The 24,978-nt window shown below is 38.2% G+C and carries 19 protein-coding genes, 13 pseudogenes and 1 riboswitch; of the genes and pseudogenes, 19 read left to right on the top strand and 13 right to left on the bottom strand.

Translation table 11 applies throughout. The features are described from left to right. Nucleotides 1-131: 131 nt before the first annotated feature. The gene (locus tag BTN49_RS13600; RefSeq protein ID WP_158523528.1) at nucleotides 132-275 is read right to left on the bottom strand and encodes a hypothetical protein; all 144 of its coding nucleotides are present in this window, start codon (nucleotides 273-275) and stop codon (nucleotides 132-134) included. An 88-nt stretch (nucleotides 276-363) separates the two neighbouring features. Next, nucleotides 364-1,473, bottom strand: coding sequence for an acyltransferase family protein (locus tag BTN49_RS00520; RefSeq protein WP_097355586.1), 1,110 nt, complete (start codon nucleotides 1,471-1,473; stop codon nucleotides 364-366). Nucleotides 1,474-2,031: 558 nt separating this feature from the next. On the opposite strand from BTN49_RS00520, the pseudogene BTN49_RS00515 reads away from it, so the two are divergent. Continuing rightward, a pseudogene (locus tag BTN49_RS00515) lies at nucleotides 2,032-2,451 on the top strand (transposase); the annotation flags it as partial. On the opposite strand, the pseudogene BTN49_RS16825 reads toward BTN49_RS00515, so the two are convergent. Further along, a pseudogene (locus tag BTN49_RS16825) lies at nucleotides 2,424-3,187 on the bottom strand (RNA-guided endonuclease TnpB family protein). The pseudogenes BTN49_RS00515 and BTN49_RS16825 overlap by 28 nt on opposite strands. Before the next feature lie 52 nt (nucleotides 3,188-3,239). Between BTN49_RS16825 and BTN49_RS00495 the strand changes: the two are divergent. The 8 genes from BTN49_RS00495 to BTN49_RS00455 all read left to right on the top strand — a co-directional run bounded on the left by BTN49_RS00495 (nucleotide 3,240) and on the right by BTN49_RS00455 (nucleotide 6,739). Next, entirely contained in the window at nucleotides 3,240-3,554 is a 315-nt protein-coding gene (locus tag BTN49_RS00495) for a hypothetical protein (protein WP_097355581.1), read from the top strand. Nucleotides 3,555-3,819: 265 nt separating this feature from the next. Then, nucleotides 3,820-4,074, top strand: a complete 255-nt coding sequence (locus BTN49_RS00490; protein WP_097355580.1) for a type II toxin-antitoxin system Phd/YefM family antitoxin — start codon at nucleotides 3,820-3,822, stop codon at nucleotides 4,072-4,074. Then, nucleotides 4,064-4,348, top strand: a complete 285-nt coding sequence (locus BTN49_RS00485; protein ID WP_097355579.1) for a type II toxin-antitoxin system RelE family toxin — start codon at nucleotides 4,064-4,066, stop codon at nucleotides 4,346-4,348. Before BTN49_RS00490 ends, BTN49_RS00485 begins: the two co-directional genes overlap by 11 nt. A 71-nt stretch (nucleotides 4,349-4,419) precedes the next feature. After that, nucleotides 4,420-4,857, top strand: coding sequence for an IS200/IS605 family transposase (tnpA, locus tag BTN49_RS00480; RefSeq protein ID WP_097355578.1), 438 nt, complete (start codon nucleotides 4,420-4,422; stop codon nucleotides 4,855-4,857). Nucleotides 4,858-5,052: 195 nt separating this feature from the next. Beyond that, entirely contained in the window at nucleotides 5,053-5,232 is a 180-nt protein-coding gene (locus BTN49_RS00475; protein ID WP_146678944.1) for a nucleotide-binding protein, read from the top strand. Then, nucleotides 5,214-5,669, top strand: a complete 456-nt coding sequence (locus tag BTN49_RS00470; protein WP_097355576.1) for a P-loop NTPase family protein — start codon at nucleotides 5,214-5,216, stop codon at nucleotides 5,667-5,669. The genes BTN49_RS00475 and BTN49_RS00470 overlap by 19 nt, the downstream gene beginning before the upstream one ends. Before the next feature lie 35 nt (nucleotides 5,670-5,704). Then, complete coding sequence (locus BTN49_RS00465; protein WP_097355575.1) at nucleotides 5,705-5,935, top strand: hypothetical protein; 231 nt, start codon at nucleotides 5,705-5,707, stop codon at nucleotides 5,933-5,935. A gap of 615 nt (nucleotides 5,936-6,550) precedes the next feature. Further along, nucleotides 6,551-6,739 carry a hypothetical protein gene (locus BTN49_RS00455; protein WP_146678942.1) on the top strand — a complete coding sequence of 63 codons (189 nt, stop codon included), beginning with the start codon at nucleotides 6,551-6,553 and terminating at the stop codon, nucleotides 6,737-6,739. A gap of 338 nt (nucleotides 6,740-7,077) precedes the next feature. Here BTN49_RS00455 and BTN49_RS00450 read toward each other — a convergent pair whose 3' ends face one another. Together BTN49_RS00450 and BTN49_RS00445 are read right to left on the bottom strand one after the other, a co-directional pair. Next, nucleotides 7,078-7,266 (bottom strand): hypothetical protein, encoded by a 189-nt coding sequence (locus BTN49_RS00450; RefSeq protein ID WP_097355573.1) that lies wholly within the window; start codon nucleotides 7,264-7,266, stop codon nucleotides 7,078-7,080. Nucleotides 7,267-7,301: 35 nt separating this feature from the next. Continuing rightward, nucleotides 7,302-7,739 carry a type IV secretion system protein gene (locus BTN49_RS00445; RefSeq protein WP_158523527.1) on the bottom strand — a complete coding sequence of 146 codons (438 nt, stop codon included), beginning with the start codon at nucleotides 7,737-7,739 and terminating at the stop codon, nucleotides 7,302-7,304. Nucleotides 7,740-7,785: 46 nt separating this feature from the next. Here BTN49_RS00445 and BTN49_RS00440 point away from each other — a divergent pair. Next, nucleotides 7,786-8,285: pseudogene (locus tag BTN49_RS00440) on the top strand (recombinase family protein). A gap of 130 nt (nucleotides 8,286-8,415) precedes the next feature. Further along, a pseudogene (locus BTN49_RS21555) lies at nucleotides 8,416-8,955 on the top strand (IS982 family transposase); the annotation flags it as partial. 285 nt (nucleotides 8,956-9,240) lie between these two features. Here the strand turns inward: BTN49_RS21555 and BTN49_RS00430 are convergent. Next, nucleotides 9,241-9,585, bottom strand: a complete 345-nt coding sequence (locus tag BTN49_RS00430; RefSeq protein WP_097355571.1) for a DUF2913 family protein — start codon at nucleotides 9,583-9,585, stop codon at nucleotides 9,241-9,243. A 1,225-nt stretch (nucleotides 9,586-10,810) separates the two neighbouring features. After that, entirely contained in the window at nucleotides 10,811-11,134 is a 324-nt protein-coding gene (locus BTN49_RS00425; protein ID WP_097355570.1) for a transposase, read from the bottom strand. Between the two features lie 374 nt (nucleotides 11,135-11,508). On the opposite strand from BTN49_RS00425, the pseudogene BTN49_RS16820 reads away from it, so the two are divergent. Further along, nucleotides 11,509-11,639 (top strand): annotated as a pseudogene (locus BTN49_RS16820) (IS5/IS1182 family transposase); the annotation flags it as partial. Nucleotides 11,640-11,691: 52 nt separating this feature from the next. On the opposite strand, the pseudogene BTN49_RS21550 reads toward BTN49_RS16820, so the two are convergent. Beyond that, a pseudogene (locus BTN49_RS21550) lies at nucleotides 11,692-12,563 on the bottom strand (IS982 family transposase). Nucleotides 12,564-13,100: 537 nt separating this feature from the next. On the opposite strand from BTN49_RS21550, the gene BTN49_RS00415 reads away from it, so the two are divergent. After that, nucleotides 13,101-13,568, top strand: a complete 468-nt coding sequence (locus BTN49_RS00415; protein ID WP_097355569.1) for a PD-(D/E)XK nuclease superfamily protein — start codon at nucleotides 13,101-13,103, stop codon at nucleotides 13,566-13,568. Nucleotides 13,569-14,127: 559 nt separating this feature from the next. Here BTN49_RS00415 and BTN49_RS00410 read toward each other — a convergent pair. Then, nucleotides 14,128-15,324 (bottom strand): RNA-guided endonuclease InsQ/TnpB family protein, encoded by a 1,197-nt coding sequence (locus tag BTN49_RS00410; RefSeq protein ID WP_158523526.1) that lies wholly within the window; start codon nucleotides 15,322-15,324, stop codon nucleotides 14,128-14,130. Nucleotides 15,325-15,697: 373 nt separating this feature from the next. Further along, nucleotides 15,698-16,959: pseudogene (locus tag BTN49_RS18740) on the bottom strand (IS256 family transposase). On the opposite strand from BTN49_RS18740, the gene BTN49_RS18735 reads away from it, so the two are divergent. After that, complete coding sequence (locus BTN49_RS18735; protein ID WP_263364337.1) at nucleotides 16,927-17,058, top strand: hypothetical protein; 132 nt, start codon at nucleotides 16,927-16,929, stop codon at nucleotides 17,056-17,058. The pseudogene BTN49_RS18740 and the gene BTN49_RS18735 sit on opposite strands and share 33 nt — an antisense overlap. A gap of 243 nt (nucleotides 17,059-17,301) precedes the next feature. Here the strand turns inward: BTN49_RS18735 and BTN49_RS19760 are convergent. Then, nucleotides 17,302-17,646: pseudogene (locus tag BTN49_RS19760) on the bottom strand (IS5/IS1182 family transposase); the annotation flags it as partial. A 74-nt stretch (nucleotides 17,647-17,720) separates the two neighbouring features. Between BTN49_RS19760 and BTN49_RS00395 the strand changes: the two are divergent. The 3 genes and pseudogenes from BTN49_RS00395 to ribB form a co-directional block, all read left to right on the top strand. Next, nucleotides 17,721-18,063, top strand: a pseudogene (locus BTN49_RS00395) (transposase); the annotation flags it as partial. Between the two features lie 137 nt (nucleotides 18,064-18,200). Then, nucleotides 18,201-18,416 (top strand): annotated as a pseudogene (locus BTN49_RS21545) (IS982 family transposase); the annotation flags it as partial. Nucleotides 18,417-19,489: 1,073 nt separating this feature from the next. Then, a riboswitch (FMN riboswitch) is annotated at nucleotides 19,490-19,633 on the top strand. A gap of 106 nt (nucleotides 19,634-19,739) precedes the next feature. Further along, on the top strand, nucleotides 19,740-20,414 hold the full coding sequence (gene ribB, locus BTN49_RS00390) for a 3,4-dihydroxy-2-butanone-4-phosphate synthase (RefSeq protein ID WP_097355565.1): 675 nt from the start codon (nucleotides 19,740-19,742) through the stop codon (nucleotides 20,412-20,414). Nucleotides 20,415-21,107: 693 nt separating this feature from the next. On the opposite strand, the pseudogene BTN49_RS00385 reads toward ribB, so the two are convergent. Next, a pseudogene (locus BTN49_RS00385) lies at nucleotides 21,108-22,024 on the bottom strand (IS5 family transposase). Between the two features lie 78 nt (nucleotides 22,025-22,102). On the opposite strand from BTN49_RS00385, the pseudogene BTN49_RS00380 reads away from it, so the two are divergent. After that, nucleotides 22,103-22,356: pseudogene (locus BTN49_RS00380) on the top strand (IS5/IS1182 family transposase); the annotation flags it as partial. A 187-nt stretch (nucleotides 22,357-22,543) separates the two neighbouring features. Further along, entirely contained in the window at nucleotides 22,544-22,942 is a 399-nt protein-coding gene (locus tag BTN49_RS00375) for an H-NS family histone-like protein (RefSeq protein WP_097355563.1), read from the top strand. A 483-nt stretch (nucleotides 22,943-23,425) separates the two neighbouring features. Here the strand turns inward: BTN49_RS00375 and BTN49_RS16790 are convergent. Next, a pseudogene (locus tag BTN49_RS16790) lies at nucleotides 23,426-24,180 on the bottom strand (IS982 family transposase); the annotation flags it as partial. Between the last annotated feature and the right edge of the window lie 798 nt (nucleotides 24,181-24,978).

The raw sequence follows: 24,978 nt of genomic DNA, 5'->3' as shown, positions 1-24,978 counted from the left end.
GGTTAACCGAAACCCCTCGCTCTGCCAGCATGTCGCTGAGGTTGGCGTAGCTCATTGGGGTCGAACCATACCAGCGCAGGCACCAAAGAATGATTTCAGGAGCAAAGTTTTTCCATTTGAATGCGGGATTGCTAAATTCTGAGTCTTGGCTGATTTTTTTGCAACAAAGCCGTCACAATTGGTATACTATGCCGTTGATACCAATAAACAGCGGCCACCACAGAAACAACAACGATAATGACTAGAAAAACCTGAAGTTTGCTGATCTTTCCCATATTTTATTTTTTAAATCTGATACAATCTGATACAGATATGTAATCTTTTAGTATTACAGTAAATAAAATAAAGATCAACAACAATGTTTTATTGGACAAAACGCCTGACAATCTTGCGCCTCATCCTCTTTTCTAATAATTCATAAAAAATACTGGCCAATAGTAGGTTCAATGTTAATAAAGTAAGCATTAACACATGTTTGTTATGTATTAAGTCTGCCAACACTTCTTTGCCAAACAAAGACAGCACTAAAAATTGTGTCATATAAAATGAATAACTAATTTTGCCTAAATATTGACATACAGGATTAGCTAATAATGCATAAGTATATTTATTATTATCTTTAGATAACTGAGCTAATAAATAGATGACGTAACATAAAATTGGTAACACAATAAAATTAAAGCCTGTAAAAAACCAATCATCTATAATTTTGCCTAAAACAACTACTGATACAAATAAAAGTAAGCAAAGAGCAGATAAAATAACAAAATGATATTTTGTAGAGTAGTTTTTACAAGTCTTGTATACCATACACGTTAGCAGTCCTAGACAAAATTCGCCTAGCCTAAAAATAGGATTTACATGAATATCTTTCGTTTCATCAAATGCAATCCTGATCATGCTAGGAAACATAGCCAATAAGTAAGCAATAATAAATAATTTAATTTTATGCTCACACAGAAAATTTAATAGATATTTAAGAAAGGGGAAGATACTGTAAAAAAATGCTTCTACGGAAAGTGACCACATACCGCCATTAACCCAATGTGGAAATAAAATATAAAAAAATGCCTCCACTAAAAAAACATTAGCAACAATTAAACAAACTATTTGGCTGGCATGTAAATCTAACAACTGATAGGACGTCAGTAATAAGAGTACAATATATACTGGGTATATTCGTGCAAATCGTTTTATATAATAGTTTTTAAGATTAGTTGCATTGCCTACAAATTCAGTATGGTAGTAAGTATAGGTCAAAATAAAGCCTGAAAGAACAAAAAATGCAGACATAAAAATTGCCCCATCCCAAATAAAACGATCAATGTATTTAATGCCAGTCCTCCAATTAAAATGGATGTGTACATGAAACAAAAAAACTATAAAAGCTGTGACAAATCTAAAAGTTGTCAGGGGTATGATTTCTAATGAGGGAGATTTTTTTTGTTTTATGTAAGCTTGATTTAGATTCATTATCAATTCTAATTAAATTATTGTTTTGTACCGCTACATAAAAATATCCTTTTTAACAAAAGGAACACATTTAGATAACCGAGCATCTAATGATAAAAATAATATTTTTCTAAACATAACCCAGAATTGGGGGCTGTTGCAACTAATTATAGGATGCAGATCTACCCAGTAATCGTTAAGCCCATTACTGTGTAGATCTGCATCCTATAATTAGTTGCAACAGCCCAGTTTTGATGAGTGATATCTATTGAAATCCCCAGACCCATTTTACAACTCGGTTGTAACTCATGTTACTTCGAGTATTGAGTATTTATCACTTAGCCGTAAAACCTCGCAAAAAACCAGCAAAAAAAAGCATCTACAGGCATTTTAGTCGCTATTCTATCGTCGATATTGTGCCTATTCCCCTGTTTTCTGAGAGCCTATATTGATTTATCCACAATAGTCAGTCGGAATGACCCTCCGATTAAGGCGGTTCTACCGGCTTAGTTTCCCAAAAATCTGAATTAACCGCAATTTCTACGATCAGACCATCATGGAGTTAAGCTGGAGGTGATGATGGGAAAAGTTAAGCACAAAATCAGCAACTGTAAACAATATAATCAAGCATGAGTAAACTGTGGTCAGTCACTTTTTGGATACCGCGATTGAAACGGCACTGATGGTGAAAGGTATTTTCAAGCTCCCACTTCGTGGATTAGAAGGCTTTCTCAATTCGGATCTTACGTTAATGAATGTCCCACTGAAATCCCTTACATACACTTGCATTAGTAAGCGTTCTAAAACCGTAGAAGTTAAGTACCGTTTTCCACGTCGAGGAGCTGTTGCCACGTGGTTATTGATGTCACAGACCTAAAGGTATACGGTTAAAGCGAGTGGAAAAGGCATAAACACGGTAATGAGAAGTGGCGTCTCTGACGCAAACTTCATCTCGCAGTTAATGTGTTTACTCATGAGGCTATCCCCGATCCAGTCGCTCCCAAGACGAACCTTGCCAGTCCGATAGTTCTTATATTCTTTGCTGCGTTGATGTCGCGGTCATGGTGAGTGGAACACTCTGGACAAGTCAAATCTCGGATATTCAACGGCATTGCTTCATGTATAAATCCACAACAGCTACAACGCTTTGAGCTTGGAAAAAAGCGATCTACCTCTGCGATAGTACGCCCTGCCCATTTAGCTTTGTACTTGAGTTGGCGAATGAACTCACCTCAACTAGCATCAGCGATATGTTTTGCTAATTGCACATTGCGGATCATGTTTTTCACTTGTAGCGATTCAACACAAACAACTTGGTTTTTGTTAATGAGTTTGCGAGACAACTTGCACAAGTTGTCTAATCGACTATCGACAATTTTTGAATGTAGACGGGCTACTTTCTGACGTATCTTTTCGCGGTTTTCACTGCCTTTTTTTTCTTAGCTAGTTGACGTTGTAGGTATGCCAATTTGTTTTCGTAGCGTTTTGTTTGGCGGGGATTATCGACTTTCTCACCGATATCAGTGATGAACAGGCTCTTTAAACCCAAATCAATACCAACCATCTTAGCGGTTACAGGCATTGATTTAGGTTCAAATTCATAAAGCATTGACACAAAATCTCGCCCATCTTTGTCTTTTGATTTTACAATCAATATCTGACTATTGCGATAATTAAAGGCTGCTTTAGTTAGTCAGATAGATTTCTTGTTGTTTTTTGATTTGAAACGCGGCATGCATCCGCGTTTTTCCCCAGAAGCTTTTGACCATTTAGCTTGCGCAAGCTAAATGGTCACATGCACTGCAAAAGCGCCGCTGGCGTGGGGAAAACTGTTAAGACGCGAACGGAAACGCGGCATCAAAGTTGTAGCGGTAACACAACGCCCCGCCGAGGCAGACAAGACTTGCTTAAGCCAAGCTGCACTAATCCGAACCGGGGCTTTGGGAAGAGAAGCAGACCGAGCTTCTATGGCCAAAGAGATGAATGTAAATGCGACGCTTTTAACAGATTTAATCCCTCTCGATTGGATCGAATTTCACCGGAGTGATTTATCAGTTTTGAAAGGAAATTTGGAGAAAAAAGAAATCGAAATCATAAGGTGAGGGTACATTGCACGAAAAAACTTAATTAACTTTCCGTTAACATTGCATTAACTGGAGAGTACCGTTGGCCAAGCCCTTAGCGTAGGATAATTTACTAATTCCCTGTCTACACCTTGGTGTGCCCTACTGGGCTTTGCTATACATAACAATATGCAAAATGACCAAAGTAGTCAATTAGAGTGTTTTAAATAGGTCTTATACTGGCGACTTTGCACAAAAAGACCTAATATTAGTGCTGTTAAAGATTCCTAAATGAGATATGACTATGGAAATTATTAGACCGATACTAGCAGATAACGCAACGAGTATTACTGAACTTAAAAAGAACCCTATGGCGGTAATAGAGCAAGCTGATGGCTTTCCTGTGGCGGTTTTAAATCGCAATCAGCCAGTATTCTATTGTATCCCTGCTGATGCGTATGAATTGCTTATGGATAAGCTTGAAGATGTTGAGCTGGCTAAGTTGGTAGTAGAAAGACGGGATCAGGAAGAAATTGAGGTCAACATAAATGACCTATAAGTTATTATTTAAAAGCGATGCGGAAAAAGAATGGCGAAAGCTCGATGCTACTATCCAAACTCAGTTTAAAAAGAAATTACGTGAACGGCTAGATAATCTTCATGTTCCAGCCGCAAAGTTAAGCGGTATGCCTAACTGCTATAAGATCAAGCTTCGCAGTGCTGGGTATCGTTTAGTGTATGAGGTTCGAGATGCGGAAATTGTAGTGTCCGTTGTCGCTGTTGGAAAAAGAGAACGAAATGCCGTTTATAAAACATCGTTAAAAAGGCTTTAGCCTGTTCGCTATCTTTATTGAAGCTCCCCTTGCTTCAGCTAGGGGAGCTTCAATGCCCCCGCAGATTTTCTTTGTCTAGTGAACTTGGCAAAGAAAATAATAATGAACAACAAGTACGCAAAGGTAGGCACTGCGTAAGTGCATTACATGCCCACTTGGTTTTTATTACAGAATACAAAAGAAAGGTGTTTAATGACGATATGCTAAATCAGCTAAAAATAATATTAGAGGAAACTTGTCAAGATTTTGATGTTAATTTAACTGAATTTAATGGTGAAAAAGATCACGTTCATTTAGTTGTTGAGTATCCTCCAAAAGTGCAACTTAGTAAGTTAATTAACTCATTGAAAGGGGTTAGTTCTAGGCTTATGAGGAAGGAATACCCTGAAATTCATCGTTACTTATGGAAAGGTGCTTTGTGGTCGCCAAGTTATTTTGCAGGGTCGTGCGGAGGGGCTAGCCTTGAAATTCTAACCAAATATATAGAGCAACAAAATCGCACTGAGTAATATTTACGGCTACGCCGTAATGCCTTACATCCCCGCCATAAAAGTATTGTAGAAATAGTAACTAGGTTAATACATATGAATATTGTGTAAGTATTGACCAGTTTAACACATATAGATACCGTGTAGATATTGTGTGGGTGTTGACTAGGTTATACCACTAACGTGGTAGCAAAAAACATACAGGGGAGTGAGAGCATGATCATAGTCATTGGCGGGGACAAAGGCGGCACGGGAAAAACCATATTAACAGCAAATTTAGCCGTTTTTCTGATGAAAAAAGGTAAAACGGTTACGGTAGTAAAACTGATAATAACAACAGTATTTCAGACTGGTACGAAGAAAGGAAACACCGCAAATTGCCTTTATTTCCGTTAGTTGAGAGTTTCGGAAAAGTCAAAGATGAAATAATTCATCTTAACAAACGATCTGATATCGTGATTGTGGACATGGCGGGCTATGATAGCCCTGAATTAAGGAGTGCATTACAGTGTGCAGACTTATTAATCAGTCCCGCAAGACCCTCATCAGCGACAGAAGTTAACAGCATCATAAAGCAAGCTCAGGCACTTAATCCTAAGCTGGAAGCAAGAGTGTTTTTCTATCGTTGCAAACCAAATCATCACAAAGAAAGAATTGAACTATATAATTATCTGGCCGCTGATAGCGATTGGATTCAACCGTTAAAGAATTACGTGACCTTTTTAACTGCTTTTGAAAAATCAACGGAACAGGGGATGAGTGTTCACGAAATGAGTAACACAGCGACAGCAAAAGCACAAATAGAGTTAATTTCACAGGAAATCGGAGTTTAGAGAATGGCAGTGCCAAAAAAGACACAAACACACCAATGCCTAGCCCTGAGGAGTTTACTCGAGAAGCAAATAAGAAGCCTGCTACCGAAAAAGGTAAAAGGGTAACCCTCTACTTGCTCTTGGCAACTGATGATGAACTCATACAATTAGCCACAGAAAATAATGTGAGTAAAACTATTATTCTTAAAGCTCTATTGAGTGGTTTCAGAAATATGGACGTGAACGAACAAAACCGCCTTTTATTTGAAGCGATTAAAAACAAATAAGTGGGGTCAGTTTGGAAAGCGGAAGTTATTGAACGGTAAGACTGTTTAACGCGAAAGATGCTTCCTCTTTCTACGCTAGATCATAAACATTGCAATTATTACCTGAAATCAGGGATAAGGATTTAATATAATGTTTAAATTGAGATCAATTATATCGCTACTTTTAGTGCTATTTCTTAGTGGTTGTGCCGTAATGTTCAAGGGTTCTTCACAAGAAGTAACGGTTAGAAGCCACGATCTAAAGGCGAAAATTTTCGTCAAGGGAGCTTATAAAGGTGAAGGGGATATCGTTACGACTTTTAGAAAAAAAAGAATTACAACATAACGGTTCAGGGTTCTAATGACAAGTGTAAATCAGTGACTATAACTTGCGACTAAATTTTTTGATCCAACTACTTTATTGGGGGTTTTCCTTGATTTTGGTATTGTTCCCATTTTTGTTGTTGATGGTCTATCTGGGGCATGGCAGCAATTTGATCAAACAAACTACGTAATTGATGCGAACTGTCCAACGTAAGGAATCTCAATTTTTTTTGCGCGGGCGGGATGGTAAGATCGAGGGATAATGAAGATTCTTCTTTTAGACTGTTTTCTCAAATGGATAGAGCAAGAACTATGAAAAATAATAAAGATTTTGTTTTCTTTGGTTATCACCTTTTTAAGGATGGTTTCTTTACTGCCTTAAAAAGAACTTGGGTTATTAGTGCCCTTGTTGGGACAATCCTTGTCCTGCTAGTGATGATGCTTAACCTAAAAGAAGCGTTAAAGCAGTTTTACGGAGGTTGTACTGCAGAAGAAATATAAAAAGCGAGAGAGGCAGAGGAGGAAGAAAATCCTTTCCGATCAATGAATCATGGGAATGTAGTTCCTCCAATGACGTTCTAATGTATGCGTGGCTTTGTGCATGTAGGAGGAATTAATATAAGCACTTAGAGGGTAAAATTTTCGGTGATTTTTTCGCAAAGTCAGCATCTTTAAGGAAATTGGATCTGCTTGATTTGGAATCTAACGAGAGAACTTAAAAAGCTCCATACGGAGCTTTTCTATGTGTTTCTTAAATTGTGTTCCGCAATTCTATTCCTTAGATCCTGAGAAATATCATTTTTCTGTGCTGAACCTGTTTTTGTCCCCCCTCCGCTAATTTAATTTTGTTGTTGTGTCCCTTTTTGGCGATATTGAATTCGTTCTTGATTAGGATATTTTGATTGTAGTTTTGGCACTTTCGGTAAGGCTAACAGCGCCGACGAAAATCCTCCTGCTAATGAACCCGCAAGGTTTGGTATTTGCCTGATAACATAGGTGCTTATTGCAAATATTACCGCAATTTGCATACTGATCGATCCTGGATTTTCGATTGTACTAGAAGTTACATCTTTGAATCTAAGGCAATAACCATATAAACTACGGCTATACCAAATAGTTGAACTAAAAGATTTTCCAAAAATTTCCCCATCCAACTGTCCAGAAATCGTCGTGTAAGAGGGAAACACTCCATGATCATAAAAAGGGGACCAACGACGAGTAGAATAGACAACAGAAATTTTGTGCCAATGATAATTATTGCGGCCATGACTGTTAATATAGTGATAGAAAGAACAATGATGAGACCACAGATAAACAATATCCAAGACGATGCTTTCCAGCCGCCTTTATCCCAGCAAAAAATCATTTTTTCAACACCATTTTTGAATAAACCGTCAAGAGTATAATAGATATTTTTGTTTGTATTATTAGGCAAAATGCCATTTGCCAATCCCTCCCATAAAGCGTGAACTCCTTCGACGATAAGGTTTGCGCGTTGCACAAATAGATTGCAAAATAAAAACAAATGGCAACAGGTTATCGCAACAATGAAATGTGGTTACGCACGAATATCAACTCAAGATCAAGACACCCCAGTACAGGTAGCAGCGCTCTTGAGCGCTGGGTGCAAACTGGTCTTCGAGGAACAAGCCTCTGGCGGCCGCTGGTAGTTTGGAAACTAGACCGACTATCGCGGTCGTTAAAAGATTTACTAACGATCTTAGAAAAAATAGAAATTGCTGGAGCGACCTTTTTGAGTCTCACAGAATCAATCAATACCTCAGCCCCTGCTGGACGTATGATGATGCAGATAGTGGGTTCGTTTGCTAGATTTGAACGAGCTATGCTTTGAGAACGTACAAAAAATGGTCTAGATGCCGCCAGAAAAGAAGGGCGAGTTGGTGGGCATCGGCCGAAACTAACCAAACAACAGCAAGACGAAATAGTCTCATTGGTTACTTCTGGTAAAAAAACAGGCGCTGATGCGGCCAGGTTGTTTCAAGTACATCCGTCTACAGTTAGTCGTCTTTTAGCAAAAGACAAATAAATTTTACCTGTACCATCCCCGAACTTTTAAAAAAGCTAGGTTTTAAGGTTGGCGATTGAAGAGAAAGTACGTGTTATTTTGTGTTTTTAAATCCTTAACGTAAGATAATTTATTAATTACCTGTCTACCCCTTGATTCGTCCAAGCTACAGGTTTATCACAACTTACGTATTCTCAGGTATCAGGTTTTTAAAGGTACCTAGAAGCGAAGGAACGATGGGCTAGTTCTACGGCTTCAAATTACATCTTCTTATCAAGAACCAAGGTGGCATTATCTTAGTGAAAGTGACGACGGTTAACGTGGATAATAGAAAGCCTGTATCGGAAATGGTTGATGAGCTTTAGGGTGTTTATACGGAGATACAGGTTATATCTCTGGTCCATTGGAGCGGGAACTTGCAGACAAGGGTATGACACTGATAATGGGTGTGAAAAAAACATGAAACCCAAAGTGATGAAAATTTGGGATTGGGATACTCCGGAAACGATTTATTATTGAAACTGTTTTTAACCAACTAAAAAACATATCCTAAATCGAGCATTCTAGGCACCGTAGTTGTATCAGCTTTATGGTCAATTTGCTGATGGGCCTCAGCGTGTATTCATTTCAACCAAAGAAGCCGAGCATCCAGATGATTCGACTTGATAAGCAAGTACTTATGCAGATCTAAGGTTGATTTAATCAATAACGCCCTTTCATTATATCAAAATGAGAGAATAAAGCTTGGGAATTGTGCTCGGCTAAGTCTTGACCATCTACCCAAGTGGGACATAACGAAAGAGTAGGTGACGATATGTACAACCCAGATTGTAATACATTAGGCATGATACTCATACAGCAATTAGCAACTTTGGCGATGATGTTAGATTCCCATGTTTTCACCTTGGCTCGAATGTAAGCAACCTTAATTTCACCTTTATATCATGAGGATTTTTGCGAAAATAGTTTAACCATCCTATGACGAGGTTGAACTTAAAACAATACGACTTTGGTTTTTAATGTTGTTTCTCTCCACGATTTCAGCACTAAAGAGCCCTGTTTTTTCTATCAATTTGATTATCTCGCTGTGTGCTATCTTGCCCTGATGCACAAATATGGACAACAGTGCAAGTTGTTTCCCTTCTTTATCAAAGCAGTGTTCTATATCATCAGGTGATATATAGAGTGTTCCTGCATCAATGCTGTTCGATTGGTTTGCATCAAACGTGCCGGACTCTATTCCGTACTTCTTTTTGAGTTGAGTCAGGACGTCGAACAGTTTACTTGTATCTGTCATGTTTTGCGCATAGTCACTCGTCAATTAATTAACCTGCTCTGCGTATAAAAAATGAACTAAATGCCTAAGGCGCTATCTGAATGTTTGAATCAAACTATCAGTCGTATAAGAACTTTAGCATGAATAGCTGTTGTTGATCTTTGCTATACAAAACTCGTTTAATAATACAACAGTAGCTACATTAACATAAATACCAGTGATACCATACTGACGTACTTTCTTTCCAATTTGTCATATCTGGTTGGATAATAATGATATTATTTAATTTGCTAAAAGGTGTTTTTACTAAATAACGATACTTACATAGACACCACTCTATACCACTTTTATCGATATTTCGCCCATAATTTCGATTAGCCATAATGGTTTTATCACTTTTAAGGTATACCATATTCCCTGAATGACGTCCTGTCATAACCTTGAACAGAAACTATCGAAGTAACTTCTGACAAGGGGGTCTAAAAGAAGTTCTGCATGAACAATATCTGATCTTATCCCAGATTGGAGTGCTGGGTTATGATCTCATCAGCATTCATTATCTTTAGCATTATGACTATCAACTTTTCTGGTCGCCACTTTACTTCCGACATCATCCAACAAATTGTTCGCTATTACGTTGCTTATAAAATAAAATTAGTTGCAGTGAGATCGAGGAGATCATGGCTGGATTGCGTATCCAAGCTGATTCCTCAACCAGAAGTCTGTGGTTTATCAAATATACTCCTTTGCTGGAATATAAAGCTCGTCGAATAAAGAAGCCGATTGTCTCTTCGTAGCGGATGGACGAGATATATATCAATGTCAAAGGTCAGTGGAAGTATACTATCAAGCTGTTGATAAGTTCGGTAGTCTCATTGGTCTTCTTGTCATGTATTCAATAAGTTTGTTTCGCCTATGAAATGAATTTTTTCATGGTTAAAATCCTGTTAAGACATATGATATCTGCAGTAGTAGACATATATCGAGCTATAGTCAAATCTGGTGTACAGCTTCCAGAGCAGTATCCTGATGATTGACGTTTGTTTCACGAATGCCATCTCTGAATTTCATACCGTTGATGATATCCGAGAGTAATTAAAAGCCTCGCAGGCCATTGCCAGTGTCGTTTTTCGGCTTCCACAATTTTTAGTTGTGTTTATTCTTATCCTCACCGTTGCAAAGATTTATTCAATGGAGTCTGTCGTTCGAATATGTATCTAGTGCTTGGCGGGGGAATCGTAAAATGCCTGCATTTCTACTTTTTCTTTGGTCAGGAACTCCGCTGCTTTGGGATATTTAGCACCATATCGTGTTGCAAACTGACCTCTGACTCCCTATACCCATCGACAACGGCTAGTACTTCCTTGTGTCCGGCATCATCAACGCCGATGATAATAAGCAGGCAAAGCTTTTCATTTATCCGAACTTTGCAGTAAATACTATCGGCCAAAATGTAGACATACTGCCGTTTACTTAGGTCGTGCTTACGACACTGGTCGTATTCTGCTTCCCACTGCTGCTTGAGTTGATAAACACTGTTTGCTGACAACCCCTTGGTTTGCTTACCGAAGAGCGATCCTAGGGCTGACTGCATATCGCACGTGAAGATCCCCCGAAGATAATGCCAAGGGATAAGCTATTTTATGTTTTTTATTCGCTGGAAATATGGTATCAATCAATATGATTGTTGAACTTGATTCTCGCTCCCTGTTTTCCGTTAACTTGGAGTGATGTAAAATTATCGAGTAAGGATTGAACCTCGGCTTCTATAGCTTGAAGCAACAACTGCTATGCACTTTATTTCAGCAGTTCATTAAGCGAATTTTCTAGTTTATGAAGCTCGATAACGTTAGGATTATTGTCCATGCGGTGTCTTCCTTGTCAGTTGTTGATCTGGCGAAATAAATTAACAGGCACACCGCATTATTTCCTACCCATACACCAGAAATCACTATAGCTCCCATATGCTATAAGCAGTTGCTCAGTCCTAAACTCACTCTTCGTGATTACAATACTCAAGTTGGTGAAGTACTGGCAAATAAGAAAGCAATGAACAAAGTCATAAGACTTGTATGCCTGTTCGCCAGCAGATAAATTAAGATTTTAAAGAAGATTGGGATCAGTGTATTTATAAACATGATCTAATCAACCTTAGATCTGCATAAGTGCTTGCTTATCAAGCCTAATCATCTTGATGATCGGCTTATTTGATTGAAATGAATATGCAATGGGCGCCGCCAGCAAGTTGACCATAAAGCTGATACAACCACGGTGCCGAAAATGCTCGATTTGGGATATATCTTTTAGTTGGTTAAAAACGGTTTCAATAATAAATTGTTTTCGGAATATCAGGCGGTCTCAAAGTTTCATCACTTTTGCTTTCCTATTTTTTTATACCAGTTATCAGTGTCACTCCCTTGTTTGCGCGTTCCCTCTCCAATGGACCAGAAATATAACCTTTGCTCTGTATAAAAACCCCAAAGCTCGTCAGCCATTTCTGGTACAGGCTTTCTATCATCCACGTTATCCGTCGTTACTTTTACTGAAATAATGCTACCTTGATCATTGATCATAATGTGTGATTTGAAGCCGTAGAACCAGTCCCTCGTTTCTTCTCCTCACGACGGGGTACCTTTTGATGTTTGAGAATGCGTAAGTTGTGACAAACCTGTAGCTTAGATGAATCAAAGAAAGCAATCCCTGTCGGTTTTGCTTTACGGTGAGTGCGGTAAGAGTAAAGTGGAACCAAAGCATCTTGCATGAACTTGAGCATTCTCATGTAGCTGATTAATTCAGGAAATTTGTATAAGGTAGCGGCAAACAAAGTGGATATAATAGGTTTTGAAGTCTCGATAGTTAGATTGATGGAAAGCTATCACTATTATCATCACTTAGCTAACTGTGAGGCGAGAAGGTTTGTTTCTTTGTTTGATCCATGAAGAAATTAGGTGTTTTTTCCATACAGGGATGAAAATCTGGCAGAAGTCTTCAACATCAACGAAAAAACCCTCTAGGTTATTCATGCCTAACTCCTTATGCAGTCAATAGTTTTTTTAAATAATCAGATCACGACTTTGGCACTTAGTTCATTTCTTATGCGCAGCCTAGGTTAATCAACAACGCCTCTGCTATTACCCCTATACATATATACCGCTAAATACTGCTTTTACTGAGCATCCTATCGTACTTTAAAGCCAGTTCGTAGCGTTGTAGCGGGTTTCTTTAGCCTGTTTAGATACAAAACGATAATGGGATACGCCGTGAAAATTGTTTGGGATATGGTGCTTTATTTCTCGATTGATAGTGAAGTGAAGCACGGTGTTGTTGATTAAATCAGTGCGTTATAGGCCTGATTTAATCAACAACGCCTAGTTACACTCTCAATCTTTACAAATTTCATTGTGGATATCCACATAAATAAACACACCTCATTTAAGTGAGCTGTGAAGGATATAGTAATAAACACAACAGGGCAATGTTGCGTTTGTTTTATATTTGATCAACTGTCAGGGTAATAATATAATGGCAATACAATAGTTGATGGTCACAAGTAGGTAAGCATGGTAGAGAAATCAGGTGGCACAAAGGCACATAATTCTGGTAAACGGCTTGAATGGTGTGTTTCTGGGTTACTCATAGACGCCGGTTATCACGAAGTTCGAAAAGGAATATTCTTTGCCATGAGAGAAATGAAGCAACCAATTTTTGCTAGAGAGTGCTCAATTGGTAAAACAATCTATGGTGGAAATCGGAAGGTTGACTTTATCTTATATCATCCTACACGTTGGCCTGATTGCCTAGTAATAGAGTGTAAATGGCAAGCATCCTCAGGTTCAGTATATGAAAAATATCCATTTCTAGTTTTGAACATACAAAACAATAATATAAATACAATCATAGTTCTGGATGGTGGAGGTTATACGAAGGGAGCTAGCAATTGGTTACATGGACAAGCAGGTAAGACATATTTGAAGTACGTTTTTAATCAGGGTGCATTTCAAAAATTTGTCAGTAAAGGTGGTTTATAATAATAGCAAGTATATGAGTTATGTACTATCAGGAATTAATATCTAATGGTTCACAATTATTACTTGTCAGTGGGTAAACTCATCGTATTTTCTTCCAACACACATCCTGTCTTAATTTTTAGTCGGCATAAAACAAATAAGTAGGTACGTTATTGATATCCTTTGGATCAACAACGAACCTCATTAACCTCAAGTTAGTAAAGCGCTGGCAAATATGAAAGCAATGAACAAAGTTATAATACTCGGTATTCCTGTTTGCCTGCAGACAGATTAAGACTGTAAGGAAGATTGGGATCAGTGCATTATAGGCTTAATTTAATCAACAATGCCATTCGAAGGTGTCTTCTTCAGACTTGAATTCAAGCCTCTAAATCGGAATAAACTTATTGAATACAGAACCCACCTGTTTGTACTACTTTTTAACCCTGCATCCAAGTCTTTTTATTCTTGGTTTATATTTCCGGAAAACTGAACATCTTGAACCTTTCTAAGGCTATCATTTTCCTCTTGATTTAAATCGAAACAAATGCGACATTCGTTGTTATGATTAAGGTACAAGCTACCTTGTTAAATGTTTAAGTAATATGTTTCTAGCACCATTTATGTCACGTTCAACGATGAATCCATTGCCTTTAATAATCTTTGATGTACCTAGTTTCTCATCAATTGAACCATCCCAAGATCGGGTCTTAGACGTGTAGGCTTCATTACATTCTACTACTTTTTTACCTAGCTTCTTTGCATACCAATTTAAACGTAACTTAAAACCGTAATGGTTTAAATCTAGCATTTGACGGCATGTATCACGGCGAATGCTACGGATCTTATTATCCTTTCGTGTAACCATTCCTCTCATTTTAGAGGTTGCTAAAAAGATAACGTCATATTTCGATATAAGCTCATGAGATAGACGATTATGTAAGTCCAAGATAAGATCATCTTTCTTACATTTTAGACGGTTAATATTACGGTCAAAGTGAACAATTCGATCTCTAGCCCACTGAGGCATATCTATGAACTTAACACCTTCCTGAGTGTTTAAAACTTTTTGTTTTTGCCAGATCAGTCTATCCACTCGCTTCATTAACGGGAATAATCTTTCTTTGGCAAAATTATCACCAACAATTAACGCGTCATTATCGCTAAAACAAGTCGCAAACGTTCGTATACCTTGATCTACACCAACACATCTCACTTCACCTTGGATTTCGGTATTAAGCTCAATATGTTGTTGTACTTGGATAAACCAACGCCCCTTATCACAAGTGATAATGCAACGTTTACCAATAGCTTCACTAGGAACACTTTTAGTTAAATGGATATGACCTAGCGCTTGTATACAAGGGTTTAAGCCTTTTGGTAGACGGTCGATGCTGAATGAATGCTTAGAACTTTTTCTACTCTTAAAACTGATTTTGCTGAACCCAGACTTAGCACCTTTTAGTTTCTTATTTTTTCTGCATACCGCATTAAACGTTGTAGTAGCGGCAAGTGTGCCATTGTCAGATACTAAAGAATTGTAAGCCCGACCATACTTTTTCTGTTCTTGTTCAACTTGCATTTTAATTTCGGGACGCATGTTAATAAACTTACCGTTTTCATCCTTGTAATTATCATTACGGAAGCGCTCAACAGCTAGATTATACGAACGGCGATATAAAGCCAAAGCATCAAAGTAGGCAGCTTCATTTTCTGGGTAGAACCTAATCTTTTTTGATGTTATTACTTTTGCGCCTTTCATTGGATCGTTTTTCATAGTGGCTATTGCAGAACAAGGTAATAAAACTGATAACTTTAGAAGTGTCGAATGATTTAGGGGTATTATCCGAGTCATCCAAGATCTCGCTTCGGCCACATGGTAATTGGATAAACCATTTGATAGGCTCGAAACCAGCCCTTGAGGGTCGGTCTTTTGTGGCAACCACAATGTGGACTGAGTAACCGAGCATTGCTGGTTCCAGAATGGCTTGCAGTCCTTGTCCTTCAAAGTTGAAAGCATTGGTAATGTCACTGATAAATTCTGCGGTAGGATACGCTTTTGCGTGTCGATACTAGACTTTTATTTGCTTGAGCTAACTCTTGCATAGCATATCCTCCGTTATTGGGTAATAGAACGCCGTGAGCTATGGTCAAATCTGGTGTAAAGATTCCAGAACAGTATCCTGATGATTGACGTTTATTTCACGAATGCTATCTCTGAATTTCACGCCTTTGATGACATCCGAGAGTAAGTCAAGGCCTCTCCGGCTACACCAGTTAACCAGCGGTTCGCATCAGTTTACAGGCCATTGTCAGTGTTGTTTTCCGCTTCTACACTTCCTTGGTTTGGTTCGTTCATAGCCTCACCGTTGCAAACATTGATTCAATGGGATTTGTCGTTCGAATATGTGTCCAGTGATCGGTGGGGAAATCCTAAAATGCCAGCATTTCCACTTTGTCTTTGATCAGGCACTCCGCTGCTTTGTGATATTTAGCATCATATTGTATATCGAACTGTCCGAAGGACTTATCTGCCTCTGGTTGTGTTACCGCCATCAAAATATCGTGGCGCGTTTCTTTCATTCTTTGTTAAGCAGATTTTGGGACTTTGTTTAATACATTGACCGTTTTGTGTACCAAGCAGCACTGATGACACGTCGTTGATCAATGCTTTGTCACTGCATTCCAAAAAGAGAAAGCGACATCACCAAGGGCGAGTTCAGGAGCGATAGTAATACCTTGGTACGTTAACCGTGACAGAACTTCAAGCCAACTGACCACTGACTCCCTGTGCCCATCAACAACGGTTAGCACTTCCTTGTGTCCGGCATCATCGACACCGATGATAACAAACAGGCAAAGCTTGTCTTCCATTTGAAGATTGCAGTAAAAACCATCAGTCTAAATGTAGACATACCGCAGTTTACGTAGATCGCGTTTACACCACTGGTCGTATTTTGCTTCCCACTGCTGCTTGAGTCGAGAAACACTGTTTGCTGACAACCCCCTTGGCTTGCTTACCTAAGAGTGATCTTAGGGCTGGCTGCATATCGCCCGTGGAGATCCCTCGTAGATAAAGCCAATGGATAAGCTCTTCTATATTTTTTGTTCGCTTGAGATAGGCCGAAACTAGTATGCTGTTGAACTTAATCTCGCTCCCTGTTCTATCTCGAACCTTTAGTACTTTGACGGTAACGTCGACGAACCCAGTTTGTAGGTGCCGCTCAGGTAAATGGCCATTGCGAACCACTCCCTGCTTGCTGTTAGCTTGGAGTGATGTGAAATTATCGAGTAATGATTGAACCTCGACTTCTATAGCTTGAGCCAACAACTGCTATTCGCCTTGTTTTATCAGTTTATTAATCGGGTTTTTTGGTTTATGAAGCTCGGTAACGTTATTATTATTGTCCATGCGGTGTATTCCTTGTTAGTTCTTAATCTGGCGAGACCAATCAACGCTTACACCGTATTATTTCCTACCCATACACCAAGAATCACTATAGCTCAGTGACCGCCTCCGATTTGCTTAATTTTTATCGTCTAAGTTTCTTTCTATTCTTCGTCTAATTGTTTGCATGACTACGCCTTAAATCTTTGCAAGATTTATTAAGGATACCCACATAAATACAAACACCTCATTTAAGTGAGATGTTAATAATATTGCAACAAACGTAACACTGTCAATAGGAGTTATTGATCAAATCAGGCCTATAACGCACTGATCCCAATCTTCTTTACAGTCTTAATTTGTTTGCTAGAAAAAAGGAATACAGAGTCTTATAACTTTGTTTATCTCTTTCATATTTACCAGCGCTTCACCAACTTGAGCATTGTAATCACGAAGAGTGAATATAGGGCTTAGCAACTGTTTATAGCGAAACATTGCTGTCTCTGATAATGGACGTTTGTGATAGCCTATGTCCTTTTTTCCACTCCGCCAGTTTATCATTTTTTAACGCCTTTAATAGCTTCATTTATAGGATGTTATTTCTCCCAGTACCCTGAGTTGCTTCGAAGTAGAATACTGGGCTTTATTCTTTTTGTTTTTCAGCACGTGGTGACATGCTCTTTTGTCATAGGCTCCATCATTACTGACTTGTGGCGTTGTTTCCAAAATATCTGAATTAATCGCACTTCCTACGATCAGATCATCATGGAATTAAGCGGAAGGTGATGCTGGGAAAGGAAAATGGAAAGTCCAAGCACAAGATCAGCAACTGGAAACAATATAATCAAGTATGAGTAAACCGAGGTTCAGTCACTTTTTAGATAGACTCGGCTGTCATTAAGGCATGGTATTATTTAAAGCATCACGCTCATCGTGGACGTGGGTTTATATTTTCGGATACCGAGATTGAAACGGCACTGATAGTGAAAGTAGTGGAAGGTATTTTTAAACTCTCACTTTGTGGATCACAAGGCTTTCTCAATTTGGTTCTTACGTTGATGAATATCCTGCTGAACTTTCCTACATATACTTGCATTAGTAATGCGTTCGAAGACCGTAAAAATTAAGTAACCTAAGCTGCGCTTAAGAAATGAACTAAATACCAAAGTCAAGATCTGATCGTTTTAAAAAACTATTGACTGCATAAGGACTTGGGTATGAATAACTTAGACGCTGTTTTCGTCGATGTCGATGACTTCTTCTAGATTTCCCTCCCTACATGGAAAAAATACCTAATTTCTTCCGGTATAAAACAAAGAAACAAGCCTTTTCGCATCTCAGTTAGTTAAGTTATGACGATAGTGATAGCTTTCCATCAATCGGAATATTGAGACTTCAAAACCTATTACATCCACTTTGTTTGTCGCTATCTCACCAACAAATTTCCTGAATTAGTTAACTACACGAGGATGTTCACGTTAAATAAGTCTTCATAAATTGGCCATATCAAAAATGTGTTGGCACCGGTATACATCCAAAAATCGTTTAATTTGGTAGAGTTGCTTTTGTTTCGTGTAGTCGGTTGGGCCGGTGAGTTTATGCCACCCGTTGAAAACATCATGGTTTCTCTTATATCTAGAGCTGCGTAATCTTTCGTGCCCTGCTCTTTTTAAATGGCATTGGCTTTTCAGTGCTGTGCGACTTTAATCTTGTAAATCGGCGAGCCACTGTTGACATCGTTGGTGTTTCGGAAAGTGCGCAATGCGTTGTTTAATTTCTTTTCGTCATAGTTTCCACCTTTAAACCCTGCGAGAAATACGACGTTGACATCCTCGCCAAACTCGGAGAAAAGAGCGCAACCTCATTTAGACCACTATGTGTAAGGTGCCTTTGGGACGAGCGCATAGAGCGCTTGCTCCATTTCTTGTAACGTAACGAATTGGTCTCTCATTTTATTCCTTATTAATAAAAATTATATTAATAGAGTAGATCGTGCAAAAAAGTTGCATACTCGCTGAGAGACGGCTAGAAGTGAATAACAAATTAGGAATTTGGAATTCCTGTTGAGTAAATCCGGTTTATTGCCGTCTTTCAATACACGAAGAATTCTGGGTTTCTCATAACCTAGTGTTTTTTGTCCTTCAGCTTTATTATATTCACTATTTCATGTTCAAAAATAATATGGTAGAGATCTTTCGGTAAAATACCTTTTTCATGGAAGTTAAATATAACTTTAATTTTTGTAGGTTCTCAATCTAAATTGAGAAGGTTATAAATGGGATCTATTTATTATTTTTATTTTGGTGTCGGTGTTTTAAGAATAAAGAACAAGTCAATATCTTCATGAGCGCCATTCAACTTCTGACGATTATTCATGAACGTTTCTATATTTGATGCTCAAATATTAATAAGATCGAATATTTGTTTGATATTTGCGGCTGAGACTGTTTTATCTGTTGTTTTACAGTATATAAATTCTTTATTTACATTATTTCTGTTCCATCTGGAGATCTATTGTAATAATCTAGTATAATAAATATTATTTGGTAAGAATAATAATTCTCAGGGCGGGATGAAATTCCCCACCGGCGGTATTTCTAGAACATAGATAAGCCCGCGAGCGCTCTAATTTTTGAGGTCAGCAGATCTGGTAAAATACCAGAGCCGACGGTTATAGTCCGGATGAGAGAGAATTAAAACATACAATGTTTTTCGTATCATTAAGTGCGAGGAACTGGTGTGTTTTGCATCGTGTTTTAACCCTCTCAACTAGCCCTGATTCTGGTAATATAATTGGAGAAACCATGAATCAGACATCATTACTCGCCGAGTACGGCTCCTCTATTATCCGAGTAGAAAAAGCTCTTAGTGCTCTACAAAATGGTTTAGGTATCATGCTATTAGATGACGAAAGTAGAGAAAATGAAGGTGACCTAATTTTTTCTGCTGAACATATCACTTCGTCACAAATGGCACTTATGATTCGCGAGTGTAGCGGTATAGTGTGTTTGTGCCTAACAGAGGAACGCGCCAATCAATTAGAAATACAACCTATGGTTAAAAATAATAATAGTGCGAACCAAACTGCTTTTACAGTATCCATCGAAGCAAAAAAAGGGGTTTCTACAGGTGTATCTGCACAAGATCGTGTTACTACGGTAAAAACCGCGATAGCTCCGTATGCAAAACCATCTGATTTAGCCCGTCCCGGTCATGTATTTCCACTCCGCGCTAAGGCGGAAGGCGTCTTCGGTCGACGAGGGCATACTGAGGGTACAGTTGATTTGATGACGTTAGCAGGTCTGGAACCAGTAGGGCTGCTTTGTGAACTGACAAACCCTGATGGAACAATGGCTAAAACTCTAGAGATTATAACCTTCGCAAAATTACATAATATGCCCGTGTTAACGGTTGATGATATAGTTTTGTATCGTAGCCAAGTCAACCAAGAAGGTAGAAAACAATCTATCCAGTTATAGAGCGACTTTTCGAGGATACCTAGCAAAGGTTCGTATGTTCAATAAGTTTGTTTCCGTCTAGACACTGATTTTCATGGTTAGCAATCCTGTTAGGACACATGATATCTGCAGTAGTAGATAACTGGGTTGTAAGTCATACTGACGAATCATTAGATTTATTGAATAGATAACCATAGCGAAAAAGTTACTTCATGGAAAAGTAGCTTTTATTGGTGAGCAATGCGATGGACTTTTGTTTGAATTCTATTGCATAGTTTATATTTTCCATATAACACTTAAATAATTAGATTATATAGATTTAATTAAATCTATCATATTTGATAAAATCAAAGTATCATAGAATAAATAAAAGGACAGAATAATCAACTCTTCTAATATCATTATCAGATAGGAAATTTATATTTTACATGTTTATCATTTATCAGTGATAGTTTAAGGATCGTGTGTTAAATAAATATATTTCATCATGGTTATCTGTCCTGTTAGGACAGAGGATATCTGACAGTAGTAAACAACTGGATTTCAAGTCATACTGACGAACCATTTTGTTCGTTGAATACGTAACAGGTTTAAGTAAACTGATAAAATAATGAATATTATTCTACTGAATAAATATATGGATATTAGCCGAATTAGAAGTGTTGTTGTTTAAATTAGGCCTATAATGCACTGATCCAAATATTTTTTATAGTCTTAATTTATCTGTTGGCGAACAGGTATACGGAGTCTTATAAACTTGTTCATCGCTTTCATATTTGCCAGTACTTCACCAACTTGAGCATTGTAATCACGAAGAGTGAGTTTAGGGTTGAGCAACTGTTTATAGTGAAACAGTGCTGTCTCTGATAATGAACGTTTGTGATAAACCCTGTCCTTTTCCACTCCGCCAGTTTATCTTCTTTCAACGCCTTTACAGCTTTATTTCTAGGATACCTTTCCTCCAAGTACCCAAGGTTACTTCGAGGTAGAATACAGAGCTTTATTTCTTTGTATTTCAGTACGCGGTAACATGCTCTTGTGTCATAGGCTTTATCAGCACTGACTTGCTGTATCTTTTGGCGGAATAGGTTAAGAAATGTAGGTAAAACCTCATTACCCATTCACAGAAACTAGGCTAACTTCTGCAGCAATAACCTCATGAGTAGATACATCAACGGCAAGATGAAGTTTGCGCCAGATCCGCCACTTCTCCTTGCCGTGTTTACACGGTTTCAATTCACCTTTGCCATATATCTTTAGACCTGTGGCATCAATAAAGACGTGGGCGACAATTCCTAGACTCAGTAAAAGGTACTTAACTCCTACAATCTGCGATCGCTCACTAATGCAAGTGTATTTAGGGGATTTCAACGGGATATTCATCAACGTAAAAATTGAATTTAGAAATCCTTTTGATCCACGCAGTAGATCTTGAAAATACCTTTCACCATCAGTGCCGTTTTAATCGTGGTGTCCGAAAATATAAACCCACGGGCACGATGAACGTGATGTTTTAGACAATGCCATACCTTAATGGCATTGGTATCTATCCGAAAAGTGACTGAGCCTCGGTTTACTAATTTTTTATTATATTGTTTCCAGTTGCTGATCTTGTGTTTAACCTTTCCCATCATCAGCTCCCGATTAATTCCATGATGATCTGATCGTAGGAATTACGATTAACTCAGATATTTGGGAAACAACACCTGTATTTGGAAGAAAGGTATCCTAGAAATAAAGCTGTAAAGGCGTTGAAAGAAGATAAACTGGCGGAGTGGAAAAGGACAGGGTTTATCACAAACGTTCATTATCAGAGACAGCACTGTTTCACTATAAACAGTTGCTCAGCTCTAAACTCACTCTTCGTGATTACAATGCTCAAGTTGGTGAAGTACTGGCAAATATGAAAGCGATGAACAAGTTTATAAGACTCCGTATACCTGTTCGCCAACAGATAAATTAAGACTATAAAAAATATTTGGATCAGTGCGTTATAGGCCTAATTTAAACAACAACGCCATTTTAATTTGCACTTTCTATTAATTCGTTATCTAATTAAATTGAATTCAACGGAGATTCAATAAATTAAACATACTTGCTACTATTATTGCTGCTATTAATTATTACAAACAGAAAATAGGATAGTCATAATGTCCGATACACTTAAGGTGTTATTAAATCTACGGAGCCTTCGTGCCGTGGTTCGAGAACTTACGCAGGCGCAACTACAGGAAGCTCTAGAAAAACTACAAACGGTTGTTAGTGAGCGTGAAGAAGCATATACTAAAGCGCACGAAGCTGAAACCGAACGTATGGAAAAGATGGTAAAGTATCGTGAAATGATGATCAATGATGGTATTGATCCGGAGGAATTATTGACATCTTTGAGAGGTACAAAACCGAAGTTAAAGCGTGTAACACGTCCAGCTAAATACAAGTATATCGACATTGATGGTTCAAAGAAAACGTGGACAGGTCAAGGGAGAACCCCAAAGATAATTAGAGATTCCTTAGAAGATGGCAAGAAAATAGAAGATTTTCTGATCTAATTATGAGTTGTTTATCATTGCACATTGAACTTCCTCGTTTCGATAATGATAAACGGCAAAAATAAATCTATTTTTATAGTAATATAGAGATGAACACGTCCTCTTTTTTATTTATAGGGCTGAATCCAAGTCCGAAGTTCGACAGTTTCCAATCAGGCTGATAAAATCCTAAAGATTCCTTTAGCCGATGATTGACCTTTGTTTGAGCATTGGTAACCTCTTTTATCCATGACCAATTTTAAGTTAATCCTTTTATTTACGTACTGTCTCAAAAGACCATTAGTATTTTCATTATCTACCGTAATCGTATGGACATGTTTATTGTATATGCATCAGTAAATCAATTAGTGCTGCTTATTCTGATGCCGCTTTCTTAATAACCAAAGCTACGCATAAGAAATGAACTAGATACCAAAGTCGCGATCTGATCGTTTTTTAAAAAACTATTGACTGCAAAATGATTTTGGTATGAGTAACTTAACCTCAGATCTGTATAAGCGCTTGCCTATCAAACCTAGTCATCTTGATGTTCAGCTTCTTTGGTTGAAATGAATACGCGATAAGCCACACCAGCAAGTTAACCATAAAGTTGATACAACGACGGTGCCGTAGAATGCTAGATTTGGGATATGTTTTTAGTTGGTAAAAAACGGTTTCAATAATAAATCGTTTCCGGAGCATCAGGCAGTTCCAACGTTTCATCACTTTGGATTTCATGTTTTTTATGCCAGTTATCTGTGTTACACTCTTGTCTGCAAATTCCCGCTCCAATGGATCAGAAATATAACCTTTGTCTCCGTATAAACACCCCTAAAGCTCGTCAACCATTTCCGATACAGGCTTTCTATCATCTAGGTTAGCCGTCGTCACTTTGACTGAGATAATGCCACCTTGGTCATTGATAATAAGGTATAATTTGAAACCGTAAAACCACCTATCGTTCCTTTTTCTCGCTTCTCGGTACCTTTAAGAACCTGATGTCTGAAAATGCGTAGGTTATGACAAACCTGTAGCTTGGACGAATCAACAAAGGCAATCCCTATCGGCCTTGCCTGACGGTGAGTGAGGTAATAGCAAAGCGGAGCCAGAACACCTTGCATAAGCTTGCGCATCCTCGTGTAGCTAACTAATTCAGGAAATTCGTTGGTGAAGTAGCGACAAACCAAGTGACTGTAATAGATTTTGAAGTCTCAATCCCCCGTTTGATGGAAAGCTATCACTATCGTCACGGCATTGCTTCACAAATATCTGAACTAAACGCAATTTCTACGATCAGATCATCATGGAGTTAAGGGGGTCCTGTATTTAATAGGTTTTTTTTCATGTAAAAAGCCCTTCTTTTGCGGGGTGATCATCATAGCTACAGTTGACGTTAAATGTTATTTTTACCCGCAAACAAAAACGGTTAAAAACTATGGTTTAGGCCTTGGTGGACACCAACTCTATCGTTACCAAGCATATTGCCGAACCTTCCAGCTTGAATATACATACAGGGATTATCAGGCGGGGATAAAAGAGCAAGTTATTAAACGTGCTATGAATAATTAGGGTATTTATGATACCTCTCGAGTGCTACTCATCAGCATTAATGAGGTTGTCTGAGTTTTAAAAAACTTACACCACGTTGTTTAACCACATTCCCTCTTACATTTACTAGAAGTGGTGCTTATCTGCGAAGTGGATGAGCAATGCTCTTTCGTCGGTAACAACAATACCACTCGCTGGCTTTGGTCTGCTTGAGAGCCCTGATTAAAAAATCATTGCTCACGCATTCTGGTATCGTGGAAGAAAGACATTTAATTTACTTTCCAATCTGTTATCCATATTCAATGTTTCATTTTAGTACACGAACGATTTCAATGTGTAAGATATCCTATCCTGAGGATAAACACATTATTGGCAAGCTCAATACACAACGCGTTGAGAGGGAAAATCAACCCTCCGTACACGCTTGAAACAACTCAATCTGAAAACGATTGGATACTCAAAATCAACAGAAATGCACGACAAAGTGATCAGTATATTCATTGAACGGG

The organism is Candidatus Enterovibrio escicola (assembly GCF_002464935.1).
GTDB classification, from domain to species: Bacteria; Pseudomonadota; Gammaproteobacteria; order Enterobacterales; family Vibrionaceae; genus Enterovibrio; species Enterovibrio escicola.
The sequence above is the reverse complement of the archived record's forward strand: the minus strand, read 5'-3'. Positions and strand labels throughout refer to the sequence as shown.